General features: G+C 64.4%; 16 protein-coding genes and 1 pseudogene. 10 read left to right on the forward strand and 7 right to left on the reverse strand.

Features of this window, described 5'->3' with window-relative positions:
- The 7 genes from ACHWUQ_RS05545 (at position 1) to ACHWUQ_RS05575 (ending at position 8,310) form a co-directional block, all read left to right on the forward strand.
- On the forward strand, positions 1-1,803 hold the full coding sequence (locus ACHWUQ_RS05545; protein ID WP_394680552.1) for an acyl-CoA dehydrogenase C-terminal domain-containing protein: 1,803 nt from the start codon (positions 1-3) through the stop codon (positions 1,801-1,803).
- A 39-nt stretch (positions 1,804-1,842) separates the two neighbouring features.
- Positions 1,843-2,292 carry a DUF2147 domain-containing protein gene (locus tag ACHWUQ_RS05550; protein ID WP_394680553.1) on the forward strand — a complete coding sequence of 150 codons (450 nt, stop codon included), beginning with the start codon at positions 1,843-1,845 and terminating at the stop codon, positions 2,290-2,292.
- A 67-nt stretch (positions 2,293-2,359) separates the two neighbouring features.
- On the forward strand, positions 2,360-4,768 hold the full coding sequence (locus ACHWUQ_RS05555) for a 3-hydroxyacyl-CoA dehydrogenase/enoyl-CoA hydratase family protein (protein ID WP_394680554.1): 2,409 nt from the start codon (positions 2,360-2,362) through the stop codon (positions 4,766-4,768).
- Positions 4,769-4,776: 8 nt separating this feature from the next.
- Entirely contained in the window at positions 4,777-5,226 is a 450-nt protein-coding gene (locus tag ACHWUQ_RS05560; protein ID WP_394680555.1) for an endonuclease domain-containing protein, read from the forward strand.
- A gap of 2 nt (positions 5,227-5,228) precedes the next feature.
- A complete protein-coding gene (locus tag ACHWUQ_RS05565; protein ID WP_394680556.1) occupies positions 5,229-6,428 on the forward strand; it encodes an acetyl-CoA C-acyltransferase in 1,200 nt (399 codons plus the stop codon).
- A gap of 164 nt (positions 6,429-6,592) precedes the next feature.
- On the forward strand, positions 6,593-7,435 hold the full coding sequence (locus ACHWUQ_RS05570; RefSeq protein ID WP_312835661.1) for a thioesterase family protein: 843 nt from the start codon (positions 6,593-6,595) through the stop codon (positions 7,433-7,435).
- Positions 7,436-7,527: 92 nt separating this feature from the next.
- Positions 7,528-8,310, forward strand: a complete 783-nt coding sequence (locus tag ACHWUQ_RS05575) for an enoyl-CoA hydratase (RefSeq protein ID WP_394680557.1) — start codon at positions 7,528-7,530, stop codon at positions 8,308-8,310.
- On the opposite strand, the gene ACHWUQ_RS05580 is transcribed toward ACHWUQ_RS05575, so the two are convergent.
- From ACHWUQ_RS05580 to ACHWUQ_RS05590, 3 genes are read right to left on the reverse strand one after another with little or no spacing between them, the layout of a single operon-like run.
- On the reverse strand, positions 8,297-9,130 hold the full coding sequence (locus ACHWUQ_RS05580; protein ID WP_394680558.1) for a ChbG/HpnK family deacetylase: 834 nt from the start codon (positions 9,128-9,130) through the stop codon (positions 8,297-8,299). The two genes, ACHWUQ_RS05575 and ACHWUQ_RS05580, sit on opposite strands and share 14 nt — an antisense overlap.
- Positions 9,127-9,561, reverse strand: a complete 435-nt coding sequence (locus ACHWUQ_RS05585; RefSeq protein WP_239812840.1) for a GtrA family protein — start codon at positions 9,559-9,561, stop codon at positions 9,127-9,129. Before ACHWUQ_RS05585 ends, ACHWUQ_RS05580 begins: the two co-directional genes overlap by 4 nt.
- Positions 9,558-10,625, reverse strand: coding sequence for a glycosyltransferase family 2 protein (locus tag ACHWUQ_RS05590; RefSeq protein WP_394680559.1), 1,068 nt, complete (start codon positions 10,623-10,625; stop codon positions 9,558-9,560). Before ACHWUQ_RS05590 ends, ACHWUQ_RS05585 begins: the two co-directional genes overlap by 4 nt.
- Before the next feature lie 153 nt (positions 10,626-10,778).
- Here ACHWUQ_RS05590 and ACHWUQ_RS05595 point away from each other — a divergent pair, with 153 nt between their 5' ends.
- Positions 10,779-11,240 (forward strand): thioesterase family protein, encoded by a 462-nt coding sequence (locus tag ACHWUQ_RS05595; RefSeq protein WP_312417215.1) that lies wholly within the window; start codon positions 10,779-10,781, stop codon positions 11,238-11,240.
- Between the two features lie 171 nt (positions 11,241-11,411).
- A complete protein-coding gene (locus tag ACHWUQ_RS05600; protein ID WP_312835656.1) occupies positions 11,412-12,032 on the forward strand; it encodes a polymer-forming cytoskeletal protein in 621 nt (206 codons plus the stop codon).
- 97 nt (positions 12,033-12,129) lie between these two features.
- Here ACHWUQ_RS05600 and ACHWUQ_RS05605 read toward each other — a convergent pair whose 3' ends face one another.
- Positions 12,130-12,543 (reverse strand): acyl-CoA thioesterase, encoded by a 414-nt coding sequence (locus ACHWUQ_RS05605; RefSeq protein ID WP_239810602.1) that lies wholly within the window; start codon positions 12,541-12,543, stop codon positions 12,130-12,132.
- A gap of 41 nt (positions 12,544-12,584) precedes the next feature.
- Here ACHWUQ_RS05605 and ACHWUQ_RS05610 point away from each other — a divergent pair, with 41 nt between their 5' ends.
- Positions 12,585-14,411 carry an ABCB family ABC transporter ATP-binding protein/permease gene (locus ACHWUQ_RS05610; protein ID WP_394680560.1) on the forward strand — a complete coding sequence of 609 codons (1,827 nt, stop codon included), beginning with the start codon at positions 12,585-12,587 and terminating at the stop codon, positions 14,409-14,411.
- A 12-nt stretch (positions 14,412-14,423) separates the two neighbouring features.
- Here ACHWUQ_RS05610 and ACHWUQ_RS05615 read toward each other — a convergent pair whose 3' ends face one another.
- From ACHWUQ_RS05615 to adh, 3 genes and pseudogenes are all read right to left on the reverse strand, one after another.
- Positions 14,424-14,861: a polyhydroxyalkanoate granule-associated phasin gene (locus ACHWUQ_RS05615; RefSeq protein WP_312417147.1), complete on the reverse strand. Its 438-nt coding sequence runs from the start codon at positions 14,859-14,861 to the stop codon at positions 14,424-14,426.
- 171 nt (positions 14,862-15,032) lie between these two features.
- On the reverse strand, positions 15,033-15,434 hold the full coding sequence (locus ACHWUQ_RS05620; RefSeq protein WP_312417151.1) for a DUF779 domain-containing protein: 402 nt from the start codon (positions 15,432-15,434) through the stop codon (positions 15,033-15,035).
- 133 nt (positions 15,435-15,567) lie between these two features.
- Positions 15,568-15,988, reverse strand: a pseudogene (gene adh / locus ACHWUQ_RS05625) (aldehyde dehydrogenase); the annotation flags it as partial.

The raw sequence follows: 15,988 nt of genomic DNA on the forward strand, positions 1-15,988 counted from the left end.
ATGCCTCAGTACACCCCGCCGCTGCGCGACATGCAGTTCCTCATGCAAGAAGTGCTGGGCCTGCCCGCCCGTTTTGCGCAGCTGCCCGCCTATGCCGACGTCGACAGCGGCACCATGGATGCGATCTTGGAAGAGGCCGGCAAGTTCGCGGTTGAAGTGGTGCAGCCGCTCAACCTGTCTGGCGATGCTGAAGGCTGCACGCGCAACCCGGCCGATTCGAGCGTGACGACGCCCAAGGGTTTCAAAGAGGCCTATGCCAAGTATGTGGAAGGCGGCTGGGCGGCCTTGTCCTGCGACAGCGCCTATGGCGGCCAGGGCCTGCCCTTTGTGCTGAACCAGTGCCTGTATGAAATGCTCAACAGCGCCAACCAGGCCTGGGCCATGTACCCCGGCCTGTCGCACGGCGCCTATGAGGCGCTCCATGTGTATGGCTCGGACGAGCAGAAAAAGCTCTACCTGCCCAAGCTCACCAGCGGCGAGTGGACTGGCACCATGTGCCTGACCGAGCCCCATTGCGGCACCGACCTGGGTCTGCTGCGCACCAAGGCCGAGCCCCAGGCCGATGGCAGCTACAAGATCACCGGCAACAAGATCTTCATCAGCGCCGGTGAGCACGACATGACCGACAACATCGTGCACCTGGTGCTGGCCCGCCTGCCCGATGCGCCCAAGGGCAGCAAGGGCATCAGCCTGTTCCTGGTACCCAAGTTCCTCGTCAACGCCGATGGCTCGCTGGGGGCGCGCAACCCCATCAGCTGCTCGGGCCTGGAGCACAAGATGGGCATCCATGGCAATGCCACCGCACAGATCGCCATCGATGGCGCCGTGGGCACCTTGGTGGGCCAGGCCAACAAGGGCCTGCAGGCCATGTTCGTGATGATGAATGCGGCGCGCCTGGGCGTTGCCAACCAGTCGCTGGGCCTGATGGCCGTGGCCTACGAGAATGCACTGGCCTATGCCAAGGACCGGCTGCAGATGCGCAGCCTCTCGGGCACCAAGGCCAAGGACCTGCCGGCCGACCCCATCATCGTGCACCCCGATGTGCGCCGCATGCTGCTGACCGCCAAGGCCTACAGCGAAGGCGGCCGGGCAATGATGATCGCCACCTCGGCACTGGTCGACGAAGAGCTGAACCACCCCGATGAAGCCTTGCGCAAGGCCCATGCCGCGCAGGTCGCCTTGCTCACCCCCATCCTCAAGGCCTTTCTGACCGACAAGGGGTTTGAGGTGACCGTGCTGTGCCAGCAGGTGTTTGGCGGCCATGGCTACATCCACGAAACCGGCATGGAGCAGTTGGTGCGCGATGCGCGCATCAACATGATCTACGAAGGCACGAATGGCATCCAGGCGCTGGACCTGCTGGGCCGCAAGGTGCTGGGCGACCAGGGTGCGGCGCTCAAGGCGCTGGGCAAGCTGGTGCAGGGCCTCGTGGAGGAAGAGGGCGTCAACGAGCGCATGGCCGACTTCATCAACCCGCTGGCGCAGCTGGCGGGCCAGATGACCGGGATCACCACCGAGCTGGGCCTCAAGGCACTGCAGAACCCCGACGAAGTGGGTGCTGCGGCCACCGACTACCTCTGCGTGATGGGCCACCTGGTGATGGGCTACTGGTGGGCACGCATGGCCCAGACCGCGCTGCGCGCACTGGCCGAAGGTGATGTGGCCGACAAGACCTTCTATGAAGGCAAGCTGCAGACCGCGCGCTTTTACTTTGCGCGCCTGTTCCCCGAGGCGGGCCTGCGCGTGCGCACCATGCGCACCGGCAGCAAGCTCTTGATGAACACCGACGCTGCGCTGGCTTGACACCTACAGTGCTGCCGAAAACGACCCGAGGAGACCGTGATGCAAACCTTGCTGAAACCTGTGCTGATGGTGGCTGGCAGCTTGGCGGTGGCACTGCCAGCGCTGGCTGCGGACATGTCGCCGGTGGGCCTGTGGCGCACCTTTGACGAGAAAAGCGGTGAACCCAAGTCCGAGGTGCGCATCAGCGACAGCGGCGGGGTGCTCAGCGGCAAGGTGGAAAAGCTGCTGCGCAAGGGCGCTGATCCGCAGGCCGTCTGCGACCGCTGCACCGATGACCGCAAGGGCCAGCCGCTGGTGGGGCTGGAGATCATCCGGGGTGCCAAGCAGGCGCAAGGCAAGGCGGTTTGGGAAGACGGCAAGATCCTCGACCCCGAAAACGGCAGCACCTACAGCCTCAAGCTCACGCCTGCCGACAACGGCAACAAGCTCGATGTGCGCGGATCGATCGGCCCCTTTGGCCGCACGCAGACCTGGTCGCGCGTCGAATAGGTTTGACTGAAACTGGCTGCCAGCCTGTAATTTAGAAGCGCTGGCGGCTCTCAAAAGTGGAGTAACCATGTCCCGATTTGTGGTGAAAAAAGTGGCGGTGCTCGGCGCCGGGGTGATGGGGGCGCAGATTGCGGCCCACCTCGTCAATGTGCGCGTGCCGGTGGTGCTGTTTGACCTTCCGGCCAAGGAAGGCCCCAAAAGCGCAATTGCCCAGAAGGCCATTGCCAACCTGAAAAAGCTCAAGCCCTCGCCGCTGGGTGTGGCGGCAGAAGCCGATCTGATCACGCCGGCCAACTACGAAGAACACCTGGCGCAGCTCAAGGACTGCGACCTGGTGATCGAGGCGATTGCCGAGCGCATGGACTGGAAGCGCGACCTCTACCACCAGATCGCGCCGTTCGTCGCGTCCCATGCAATCCTGGCGTCCAACACCTCGGGACTGTCGATCACGGCGCTGTCCGAGGCGCTGCCCGAACAGCTGCGCCACCGCTTCTGCGGCATCCACTTCTTCAACCCACCGCGCTATATGCAGTTGGTGGAGCTGATCCCGACCGCAGCGACCGAGCCCCAGGTGCTCGACCAGCTCGAAAGCTTTGCCACCAGCCAGCTGGGTAAGGGCGTCGTCCGCGCCAAGGACACGCCCAACTTCGTTGCCAACCGTGTCGGCGTGGCCGGCATGCTGTCCACCATGGCCGAGGCCGATCGCTTTGGCCTGAGCTACGACGTGGTCGACGACCTGACTGGCAAGAAGCTGGGCCGTGCCAGCTCGGGCACCTTCCGCACTGCCGATGTGGTGGGCCTGGACACCCTGGCCCATGTCATCGCGACGATGCAGACCCAGCTGACCGCGCAGAGCGACTCGTTCTATGGCAGCTACAGCACGCCGGCGGTGTTGACCAAGCTGATCGCCGATGGCGCGCTGGGCCAGAAGACCAAGGCGGGTTTTTACCGCAAGACCAAGATGGGTATCGAGCGCTTTGACCCCGAGCACCAGGCCTATGTGCCCTCGGGCGAAAAGGGCAATGATGTCTACACCCGCATGCTGAAAAAGCCCGCCGGCGAGCGCCTGCAGCTGCTGCGCAACAGCGAGGGTGCGCAAGGCCAGTTCCTCTGGGCCATCTTGCGCAACAGCTTCCACTACGCCGCTGTGCACCTGAAGGACATTGCCGACAATGCCCGCGATGTGGATCTGGCCATGCGCTGGGGCTTTGGCATGCAGCAAGGCCCCTTCGAGCTGTGGCAAGAGGCCGGCTGGCTGCAGGTGGCCAAGATGGTGCAGGAAGACATTGACGCGGGCAAGGCGCTCAGCACCGAGCCGCTGCCGCAGTGGGTGTTTGAAGGCCCCGTCGCGCAGGCTGGCGGCGTGCATACCGCGCAGGGCTCCTGGAGCGCGGCCGAGAACCGCTTTGTACCGCGCCGCGATCTGCCGGTGTATGCGCGCCAGCTCTTCCCCGAACGCGTGCTCGGCGAGGCCAGCGCACCCGCGCAGGACTGGCGCACGGCAGGCCGTACCCTGGCCGAGAGCAAGGCCTCGCGCAGCTGGACCCTGGATGACCAGGTGCTGGTCTTCAGCATCAAGACCAAGATGCACGCCATCAGCCCCGATGTGATGGAAGACCTGCAGGCCGCGCTGGCGCTGGCCGAGAAGGAATTTGACGCGATGGTCATCTGGTCGGGCGATGCGCCTTTCAGCGTGGGCGCCGATCTGCAGGCGATGATGCCGGCCTTTGCGCTGCAAGGCCCGATGGCCATCGACCAGATCGAGCAGGTGATGCAGCAGCTCTTCCTGTCGGTGCGCTATGCGCAGATCCCTGTGGTGGGCGCTGTGCATGGCATGGCATTGGGCGGCGGCTGCGAGCTGCTGCTGCACTGCGCGCGCCGCGTGGCCCATATGGAGAGCTACATCGGCCTGGTCGAAATGGGCGTGGGCCTGGTGCCCGGCGCCGGCGGCCTCACCAATGTGGCCTACCAGGCCGCGCGCCATGCGCAGTACTCCACCGGCACGGATCTGCTGCCCTTCCTGGCGAACGGCTTTACCGCAGCGGCCAAGGCCACCGTGGGCACCAGCGCGCTGGAGTCGCAGGCCATTGGCTACTTGCAGGCCGATGATGTCATCGTGCCCCACCGCGACGAGCTGCTGTTTGTGGCGCTGACGCAGGCCAAGGCCATGGCACAGTCGGGCTGGCGCCCACCGCAGCGCAAGCCTTTCCCGGTGGCCGGCCGCAGTGGCGCAGCCACCTTGCGCAGCACCCTGGTCAACATGCGCGAAGGCGGCTTCATCAGCGAGCACGACATGCTGATTGCCAGCCACATGGCGGATGTGGTCTGCGGCGGCGACGTGGATGCCGGCACCCTCGTGAACGAGGAATACCTGATGGCGCTGGAGCGCAAGGCCTTCACCGACCTGATCGTGAAGGAAAAAACCCAGGAGCGCATTCTGGGCATGCTGAACACCGGCAAGCCGGTCCGCAATTAAGGCCCAGCATGCATAACAACGCCCTGCTCTCCAACCCCCCCTCCCGCAAGCGGGAGAGGGCAGGGGTGAGGGCGGATGTCAGGCTGCAGCAGGCCCGCGCCCTGCGCCAATCCCCCACCACCGCAGAACAACTGCAGTGGCGCCACCTGCGCAACCGCCAGCTGGCGGGCGCCAAGTTCCGCAGACAGCATCCGCTGGGTCCTTACATCCTGGATTTTGTCTGCCTGGAGCATGGGCTGGTGGTTGAGGTGGATGGTGGCCAGCATGCGGATCTGCAGGCGCAAGCCTATGACCGGCAGCGCGCGGTGTGGTTGCGGCAGCAAGGCTTGCGGGTTCTGCGGTTTTGGAACCATGAGGTTGTTCAACAAACGAATGAGGTGCTTGCGCATGTGCTGCAGGCCCTCACCCCGGCCCTCTCCCGCACGCGGGAGAGGGAGGTGAATACAGAGGACGAGTGACCATGAGTAAACAAGTTCAAGACGCCTACATCGTTGCGGCGACGCGCACACCGATTGGCAAGTCGCACAAAGGCTATCTGCGCAATATGCGCCCCGATGACCTGCTGGCCACCACGATGAAGGCCGTGCTGGCGCAGGCGCCGGGGCTGGATCCGCAGGCGGTCGAGGATGTGGTCTGCGGCTGCGCGATCCCCGAAGCCCAGCAGGGCCTGAACGTGGCGCGCATCAGCGCGGTGCTGGCAGGGCTGCCGGTGGGAGTGGGCGGGGTGACGGTCAACCGCTTTTGCGCATCGGGCCTGACCGCTTTGCAGATGGCCGCCGACCGCATCCGCGTGGGCGAGGCCGATGCGATGATCGCCGCAGGCGTCGAGAGCATGAGCATGGTGCCGATGATGGGCAACTCGCCATCGCTGTCGCCGTCCATCTTTGAGCGCGAAGGCGATGTCGGCATTGCCTACGGCATGGGCCTGACGGCAGAGAAAGTGGCGCAGCGCTGGAAGGTGAGCCGCGATGCCCAGGATGCCTTTGCACTGCAGTCGCACCAGCGCGCGCTGGCGGCGCAGCAGGCGGGCGATTTTGCCGCTGAGATCACGCCGATCACCGTGACCGACCGGGGCGTGGACATTGCCAAGGGCGAGGCGGTGAGCCGCTCGCGCACCATCAGCCTGGATGAAGGACCGCGCCCCGACACCTCGATCGAAGGCCTGGCCAAGCTGCGCACCGTGTTTGCGGCGCGTGGCTCGGTCACTGCCGGCAACAGCTCGCAGACCAGCGATGGCGCCGGTGCCTTGTTGGTGGTGAGCGAGGCGGCACTCAAGCGCTTCAACCTGACGCCGCTGGCACGCTTTGTCAGCTATGCCAGCAAGGGCGTGCCGCCCGAGATCATGGGCATTGGCCCGATTGAGGCGATCCCGGTGGCGCTGCGCCATGCGGGCCTGTCCTTGCAGGACATGGACTGGATCGAGCTGAACGAGGCCTTTGCTGCGCAGTCGCTGGCGGTCATCGAGCAATTGGGCATGGACCCGGCCAAGGTCAACCCCATGGGCGGCGCGATTGCGCTGGGCCACCCGCTGGGCGCTACAGGCGCCATCCGTGCCGCCACCGTCGTGCATGCGCTGCAGCGCAACAAGCTCAAATACGGCATGGTGACCATGTGCGTGGGCATGGGGCAGGGCGCGGCCGGCATTCTGGAGCGCGTGTAAACCGGCGCAGGCCACGGCATCTGTCGCCCACAAGGCTGCGGCAGATGCCGCTGGCTGCTACTGTCGGGTGGCAGAAAATGCAACTGCATTACCAGCCTTGCAAGGCTTGGTACGGGCACAAGGCGTTTTCAGCGGAGTCAAAAATTTCTGCGAAAGATGTCCGAATGAGTGAACTCTCCACCAACAGCGAACGCCATGCCTTTGACCGTGCCATGGCGATGGAAGCAACCGGCCAGAACCAGTACGCGGCGCAGGCCAGCAAGGACTACTGGAATATGGTCGGGCCCTATGGCGGCATCACAGCTGCCCAAGTGGCACAGGCGGTGCTGCAGCACCCGCAGCGCCTGGGGGATCTGGTGGCAATCACCGTGAACTACGCTGGTGCGGTGGGCGAGCGGCCGTATGTGATCGAAGCCATCCCCGCCCGCACCAACCGCAGCACCCAGCACTGGATCATCACCCTGCGCGAGCAGGATGCGCAGGGCCAGTGGTCCACCACGACCACCGCGACGGCGATGACGGCGCTGGCGCGCGAAACCTGGTCGGACGACGAATACGCGATGCCCGAGGTGCCGCCGGCCAGCGCGGTGGAGCGCTACACCACCGATTTCCGCGTGGAATGGCTGAACCGCTACAACATCCGCCCGCTGCTGGGCGGCTACCCGACCGAGTGGGATGGCGCGGCCAGCCCGAGTCTCACCCGCATGTGGGTGGGCGACGAGCCCCCGCGCCCCCTGGATGTGCCGGCGCTGACTTCGCTGTGCGATGTGTTCTTTCCCCGCATCTGGCTGCGCCGCGCCAAGCGCGTGCCGGTGGGCACCGTGTCCTTGACGGTCTATGTGCATGCCAGTGCCGAGCAATTGGCCGCCGTGGGTACCCAGCCGGTGCTGGCCCAGGCGCAGGGCCAGGGCTTTCGGGATGGCTTTTTTGACCAGACCGCGCAGATCTGGTCGCCCCAGGGCGTTTTGCTGGCCACCAGCCACCAGCTGGTCTATTACAAGGAATAAGGCGTGCCAAATCCGGTTAGCATGCCAGCGTCTTCGGTGTGCGCCCTGGCAGTGGCCCGGGCCCGGCACCGAACCTTTTTTGAGAGACTGTTATGACGATCCAATCCTCCTGCGACGATATCCGGGTGCTGGCCGAAGCGGGCATCTGCACCATCACGTTCAACCGGGTGGCCAAGAAGAACTCGCTGACCGGCGCCATGTACCTGGCGTTGGCGGACATCTTGCAGCAGGCCGCCAGCAGCAGCGACGTGCGTGTGGTGCTGTTCCAGGGCGATGCCTCGGTGTTTACCGCCGGCAACGACCTGGGCGATTTCCTCCACGGTCCCAAGCCCGATGACAACGCGCCGCCATTCCAGTTCCTGCAGGCGCTGGCCGCCTTCCCCAAGCCCATCGTCGCAGCCGTCTGCGGCCCGGCTGTGGGCATTGGCACCACGATGCTGCTGCACTGCGACCTGGTCTATGCCGGTGACAACGCGATGTTCTCGCTGCCCTTCGTCAACCTGGGCTTCTGCCCCGAAGGGGCATCCAGCCTGCTGCTGCCGCAGCTGATGGGCCACCAGCGCGCCTGCGAGGCCTTGCTGCTGGGCGACCCCTTCATGGCTGAGGCGGCACTGGAGGTGGGCCTGGTCAACCGGGTGGTGCCGCCGACCGAATGCAACACCATTGCCCAGGCACAAGCGGCCAAGCTGGCCGCCAAGCCGCTGGCCTCGCTGATGGCGAGCAAGCGCCTGCTCAAGAGCGGCCAGATGGCAGCCGTGCAGTCGCGCATCGCTGAAGAAGGCCATGTGTTTGCCGATCTGCTGCAGCAGCCCGCTGCCAAGGAGGCGATGCAGGCGTTTATGGAAAAGCGCAAGCCCAACTTCAGCGGTCTGTGATCGCTGCTGAGGCTGGCTTGGCAGGCGCCAGCTTGCCAATGCGGCAGCCCTGCGCTGCCAGCAGCGCGCCAAACGCCGGCGAGCGCAGATAGGCCCACTCCACCGGCCGCTGCTGGCCAATGGCGTCCTCCGGCATCGGCGTCTGCGCCGGGTGGCACATCAAGAGGCTGCCGTCCTGGCATTCGGCCAGCCACTGCGCCATCAGGCCGCCATAAGCGGCCTCCGTCGGTGCATCAAACCCATAGACCCCTGCAAAGCCCTGGTTGGTGGCCCAGTGCTGGCGCTGCAGCTGGTGGCTGAGGCGGTAGCCGCCCAGCAGCGCGATCGTGGCCGATTTGGCCTGCCAACGCAAAGCGCCTGCAGGGGCCGTGGATCGGATCCATATCTGCCGTGCCGCGGCGCCATAGCGCGCGCTGAGCTCGGCCAGCATCGCTTTGCGGACACCGGGTAGCTGGTGCACATGCTGGTGGCCATCCACGTAGACGGGCGGCATGCCCAGCGCATCCTCAAACGCATCGAGCTGGCGGCGCCAGGCGTCGCGCAGCGCAGCGGCAGACAACCGGGCGGTATAGGCCTGGCTGAGAATGCGCGTGATGGGGGTATCGGGCGCTATGCGATGGCCTTCGGTCAGGTTGAAATGCAGGCCCAGGTCCAGCTGGCTGCGCACCGCAGGCAAGGCGCGTGCAGCAGCACGCCAGCCCGGGGCCGTGGTCATGCAGCTGGTAGCAGAGAGGCGGCCCAGCGCCGCGAGCTCCAGCACCGCTGCATCAACAGCCGGGTGCAGCGCAAAATCATCGGCGCAGAGGGTGATGTTCTTCATGGTGCTCCGTGCGGTGCAGCGTGGGTAAAGGCCCAGCACTTGGCTGCAACAAAGGTGAATACCGCCACGACGATCAGCACCGCCACCAGGCTCCAGGCATAGTGCCAGTGCAGCTGGTGCAGCGCCAGGTAGTACAGCAGTTCATTGAGGGCGAAGGAGCTGCAGGCGACCAGAAAAAACCGCGGCAGCGCCTGCGCGTGGGGCGCCTTTTGATCGGCAAAGGTCAGCCAGGCGTGGCCGCTGTAGCTGACCCCAAAGGCGACCAGAAAAGCCAGCACATTGGCCAGCAGCGGCGCCATGCCCGCGCCGCCCACCAGGAGCAGCACCACCAGCAAATGCGTGGCCGCCGCCGAGCCACCCACGGCAATGAACTGCAGGCCTTGCGGCAGTCTGCGCAGGCGCTCGGCCAAGGCGGCGACCCGCAAGCTCAGGACTCCGGCGGCATCGGCGCAACCGGTGCTGGCGCCGTGGCGGATGCCGGTACATACGGGGGTGCCACGGGCTCGCTGCTCACGGGGCTGCGGTCATCGTTGTTCGCCACGATGTACAAAGGCCTGCGCTTGACCTCGTCATAAATGCGGCCGATGTACTCGCCCAGCATGCCGATGGACATCAGTTGCACGCCGGAGAACAGCATCAGGCCGGCGGCCAAGGTCGGCCAGCCGTCGATGGGGTTGTCCAGCACGATGGTCTCGACAGTGATGTAGATGCCGTAGAGGATGGCCATCACCGAGATGCAAAAGCCCACCAGGCTCCAGATGCGCAGCGGCAAGGTGGTGAACGAGGTCAATCCCTGAAACGCCAGCGCGAACAGCCGGTGAAAATTGAAGCTGGACTGCCCGCTGCGCCGGCTATCGGGCACAAAGGGCAGCGCCACACTCTTGAAGCCGACCCAGGCGTACAGGCCCTTCATGAAGCGGTTGCGCTCGGGCAGCTGGCGCAGCGCATCGACCACCTTGCGGTCCATGAGCCGGAAATCGCCCGCGTTCTCGGGGATGTGCACGGCGTTGTCGCGGTTCATCAGGTAGTAGAACAGCCAGGTGCCCCAGCGCTTGGCCTTGGCCTCGCTAGCGCGGTCGGCGATGACGCCGTAGACCATGTCATAGCCGCCCTGCCACAGCTGCACCATCTCGGCAATCAGGGGCAGGGGGTGCTGAAAGTCGGCATCGATCAACAGCACCGCATTGCCGCGTGCATAGTCCAGTCCGGCGGTCATCGCCGCTTCCTTGCCAAAATTGCGCGCCAGCTGGATGTAGTGCAGCGGCAGCTGTTGGCCCAGGCGCTGGGCCACTTCATCGGTGGTGTCCTTGCTGCCGTCATTGACCAGCACGATCTCGCACTCTATAGAGAGTTCTCGCACGGTCTCGTACAAGGCCGGCAGAAAGGCTTCCAGGTTGCTAGCTTCGTTATAGGCAGGCACCACGCAGCTCAAGCGCAACGGCGGCCGGGGCGCCGTGCGGGTGGAGGGCGGAGCGGGAGGCAGGGTGTCAGGCATAGTTGTGCTGTATTTGCGCGCAGTCTAGCGCATGGCGCAGCGGCATCCCAGCAGAATCTGCGATTGCCGTGCCGGGCGCTTGACTGCATACTGCGATGGATGAGCACCGTCACATTGCCTACGCCGCACCTTGAAGCATCCGCCTATGTCTCTATGCAGGGTCTGGATAACGCCTATATCGAAGGCCTGCGCGACATTTTTGAAGAGCGCATCGTTTTCAACAAGCTGCTGGGCCTCAAGCTGCAGGCAGTGCAGGGCGATGCGGTCTGGGCCAGCCTGGAGATGCGCAACGACCTGATCGGCCATTTTGGCCTGCAACGCGTGCATGGCGGCGTCATTAGCGCCAGTCTGGATGCGTTGGGCGGCATCGCGGTGATGGCGGCTTCAGGGGCCAAACATGCCGGTGAGCCCGTGATGCAGCGCCTGATGCGTTTTGCCAAGCTGGGCACCATTGATTTGCGGGTCGACTACCTGCGCCCAGGCACCCATGGCCCCTTTGCGCTGCAGGCCCGGGTGCTGCGGCTGGGCTCGCGGGTGGCGACCACGCGCTCGGATTTTTGCGACAGCAGCGGCCAGGTGCTGGCCACCGCCACGGCAGCCTATATCGTGTCCTGATGCGGGCCAGCGGCGCACAGGGATGTTGGGAAATGTGAGATTTGTCCGACGTATGAAAGTATTGATAGGAAAGGCCGCCATAGTTGCCTGCTGTTACGACTAGTGTCAAATTTTGTGAACACCCTAGCTATAAATTGAATAGCATGTAGAAGCTTTTCACAAGGAGAACCGATGGCTGTACAAAACCCTTTTTTCGGCGGGCGCCGTGACAACGACTCTTCCGCCTCCAAGTTCATGGGAGGCAATGCCTCCAGTTCATCGGGCAGCACCTTGCCCAGCACCGCTGCCGGCTCTGCCAGTTCCGTGCTCGGCGGCAACCTGAGCGGCCACAAGGCCGATGAGCCCAGCAACCCTTCTCCTACCTCTTCCTATACCAGCACCGTGACCTCTGACACCACGCCCGGCACCGGCAGCAAACTGACGGTTGGCCCCAATATCAAACTCAAGGGCGTCGAGATCACCGATTGCGACACCTTGGTGGTGGAAGGCACGGTCGAGGCCACGATGGATTCGCGCGTGATCCAGATCGCTGCCGAAGGCGCGTTCCGTGGCTCGGCCGAGATCGACATCGCCGAGATCCATGGCGAGTTCGAAGGCAATCTGACCGTGCGCGACAAGCTGGTGATTTTTGGCAGCGGCCGGGTGCACGGCAAGATCCGCTACGGCAAGGTCATCATCGAAGAAGGTGGCCAGCTGACCGGCGAGATCGAGTGCTCCAACAGCACGCGCAAGCCCGTGGCCGCCAGCGCCACGGCCACCAAGACGGAAAAGCCGGCCGAAAGCCTGGCCTGATCGCTGAGGCCCCGGCCTCCCGCTTGTGAAAAAGCCGCTGCAGCGCAGGATTGCGTTGCAGCGGCTTTGGTGTTTCTGGGCCATTAGCCCGTGGCAATCAGACTGGCAGCGGCGGCACGGTGCGGGGATGGCCTTCGTCATCGATGGCGACATAGGTCAGGGTCGCCTCGGTCACCTTGAAGAACTGGCCCTGCTTGGACAGGCGCTCGGCAAATACCTCGACCTGGACCGTCATCGACGTGGTGCCCACGCGTACCAGCTTGGCGTAGAACGACAGGATGTCGCCGACACGCACCGGCTGCTTGAAGATGAACTCATTGACCGCCACGGTGACGGTGCGGCCGCGCGAATGACGCAGCGGCAGCACCGAGCCGCCCAGATCCACCTGCGACATGACCCAGCCACCAAAGATATCGCCGTTGGCATTGCAGTCAGCAGGCATGGGAACAACGCGCAAAACCAGCTCTTTGTCCTGGGGAAGCTCGTTGGATGCAGTGCGTGGGGTATTCATGGTCACAATGGAGGTCTATAACAAACCCACCATTGTCTCCGATGCGACGTTATGCCGAGGCGCCCGCCGCCACAAGCCCTACCCCCCATGATGGGAAAACTCTGACCGCTGGCGACGGCCGCACCTTGAAGCGCCTGCTGCCGTATCTGTGGACCTACAAGTGGCGCGTGCTGGCCGCGCTGGTGCTGATGGTGGGGGCCAAGGTCGCCAATGTCGGCGTGCCGGTGCTGCTCAAGCATGTGGTGGATGCGCTCGACATCCGCCCTGGCAACCCGCAGGCCTTGCTGGTGGTGCCGGTGGGCTTGCTGCTGGCCTATGGGGGGCTGCGGCTGCTGACCTCGGTGTTTGGCGAGCTGCGCGAGCTGGTGTTCTCCAAGGCCACGCAGGGCGCCGCACGGGCGATTGCGCTGCAGACCTTCGAGCATCTGCATGCGATGAGCCTGCGCTTTCACCTGGAGCGCCAGACCGGCGGCATGACCCGTGACATCGAGCGCGGCGTGAAAGGCGTCGAGTCGCTCATCTCGTACTCGCTCTACAGCATCGTGCCCACGTTGATCGAGCTGGCGCTGGTGCTGGGCATACTGGCCGTGCAGTTCGACATCTGGTTTGCGATCATCACCATCGTGGCGCTCACGGTCTACATCTCGTTCACCGTCGTGGTCACCCAGTGGCGCACGCATTTTCGGCGCGAGGCCAACCTGATCGATTCCGCGGCGCACAGCAAGGCCATCGACTCGCTGCTGAACTACGAGACGGTGAAGTACTTCAACAACGAGGCCTTCGAAGCCCAGCGCTACGACGGGGATCTGGAGAAGCTGCGCCGCTCGCGCCTCAAAAGCCAAAGCAGCCTGAGCCTGCTCAACAGCGGCCAGCAGCTGATCATTGCGGTGGCCTTGGTGGCCATGCTCTGGCGCGCCACCCAGGGTGTTGTCGATGGCCGGCTGAGCCTGGGCGATCTGGTGATGATCAACGCCTTCATGATCCAGCTCTACATTCCGCTCAATTTTCTGGGCACCCTGTACCGCGAGATCAAGCAAAGCCTGACCGACCTGGACCGCATGTTTGTGCTGATGGACCAGCAGCGCGAAGTGGCCGATGCCCCGGCCGCCCAACCACTGGCGCTGCAGGCCGAGCCCGAGCTGCGCTTTGACGATGTGCATTTTGCCTACCACCCGGACCGTCCCATTCTGCAGGGCCTGAGCTTCGTCGTGCCTGCGGGCAAGACCGTCGCCGTGGTGGGCCCCTCGGGCGCCGGCAAATCCACGTTGGCGCGGCTGATCTTCCGCTTCTACGATGTGCAGTCGGGCGCCATCCGCATTGCCGGCCAGGACATCCGCGATCTGACCCAGGACAGCCTGCGCCGCGCCATCGGCATCGTGCCGCAGGACACCGTGCTGTTCAACGACACCGTCGCCTACAACATCGCCTATGGCCGCCCGGGTGCCTCACAAGACGAGATCGTGCAGGCCGCGCAGGCGGCGCGCATCCACGCGATGATTGCCGCCTCGCCAGAAGGCTATGCCACCCGTGTGGGCGAGCGTGGGCTCAAACTGTCGGGCGGTGAAAAGCAGCGCGTGGCCATCGCCCGCACTCTGCTGAAAAACCCGCCCATCCTCATCTTTGACGAGGCGACCTCGGCGCTGGACTCGGCCAACGAGCGCGCCATTCAGCAAGAGCTGCAAAAGGCTGCGCAGGGCAAGACCACCTTGGTGATCGCCCACCGCCTGTCCACCGTGGTGGACGCGCATGAAATCCTGGTGATGGATGCGGGCCGCATTGTGGAGCGCGGCACCCATGCGCAGCTGCTGGCGCTGGGCGCGCGCTATGCAAGCATGTGGGCCCTGCAGCGCAACCAGGCGCAGCAGTAATGGGGAGAGGGATTAACGCTTGCTGCGCGACAGCCGCTTGGCATTGCGCACGGCCTTGGCATGGACGGGCGTCAGGCCGGCATCGAGCACATCGGTAACGGCCTGGACCTGCTGCGTCACCATGCGCGAGGTGGCCTTGCCGACGCCAAAGGCGGCGAGCGGGTTGCTGCTGCTGGGTGCCAGCATGGGTGTGGTGCACAGGCTGGCGGCGGTCTGCCAGTAGGAGGTACAGGCCTGGGTCCACATGCCCATCCAGGACTCGTAGAAGGCCACCACCTTTTCGCTGCCCATGCGGTAGAACTCCTGCTGGTCGCGGGCAGATGGATGGGTGCCGGCGAGCATCATCCGGCCTACGCGCTGTGCGACCACCTGCGGCGCAGCCAAACTGAGCTCCAGGCTTTTGTGGGCCAGATTCTGGACCTTGGCTTGGGTTTTGTGTTGGGCGTTCATGGTGTCCACAGCGGAGTTGGTACTGACGAAATTGTAGAAAGTAATGAAGAATGCTGCATTGCAACAATTTCACCCGCCTGTGCCCATGGTTTTTATGCAAGTCTTTGAATTACTGAATTTATCTCTTGTTTTGCACCAAAGTTGTGCGGTAGGTCTGCGGCTTGCCAAGGCCTAGGACGGCGCATTGTTTGCAATGCGCTGCGCATCCTGTTGCGCCAGCGCTGCCAACTCGGCCTCGCTGAACACCCGCGAGCGGGTATGGAAGGCCTTGCCCTCGGGTCCTTCGAGCGAGAAGGTGCCGCCGCCGTGGGTGTCGATCACATCGATGATGAGCTGGGTGTGCTTCCAGTACGCGTACTGGGAGGTGCTCATGTAAAACGGGCAGCCACCAATATCGCCCAGGTAGACATCGCCCTGGCCGATGGTCAGCTCGCCCAGCAGGTAGCAGTTGGCTGCGCTGTTGTCGCAGCAGCCGCCCGATTGGTGAAACATCAGGCCAGGGCCATGCTTGTCTTTGAGCAGGGCAATCAGTGCTTGCGCGGCCGGGGTGGCCACCACTTTCTCCACAACCATCATGCTGTCTCCGGTGATGGCAGGCGAGGCTGGGCCGGGCCTGCCGTGAAGGGGTTGCCCAGGCGGCGTGCGTGGCCCCGGCCCCTGCTGCGGATGCAGTGGAGGCCGGGCACACCGCCCAGCACACCGTTTATTAGAAGAAGCCCAGCTTGTTTTCAGAGTAGGACACCAACAGATTCTTGGTCTGCTGGTAGTGGTCCAGCATCATCTTGTGGTTCTCACGGCCGATGCCCGATTCCTTGTAACCGCCAAAGGCGGCGTGGGCGGGGTAGTGGTGGTAGCAGTTGGTCCATACGCGGCCCGCCTTGATCGCGCGGCCCATGCGGTAGGCCAGATTGCCATTGCGCGTCCAGACGCCAGCGCCCAGGCCGTACAAGGTGTCGTTGGCCAGCTCCAGCGCTTCTTCTTCGGTCTTGAAGGTGGTGACGGCCAGCACCGGGCCAAAGATCTCTTCCTGGAAGATGCGCATCTTGTTGTGGCCGCGGAACACGGTCGGCTTCATGTAGAAGCCCTCGGCCAGATCGCCCTCGCGCACGCCGCGCTCACCGCCGGTG

Source organism: uncultured Comamonas sp. (assembly GCF_964277875.1).
GTDB classification, from domain to species: domain Bacteria; phylum Pseudomonadota; class Gammaproteobacteria; order Burkholderiales; family Burkholderiaceae_C; genus Comamonas; species Comamonas sediminis.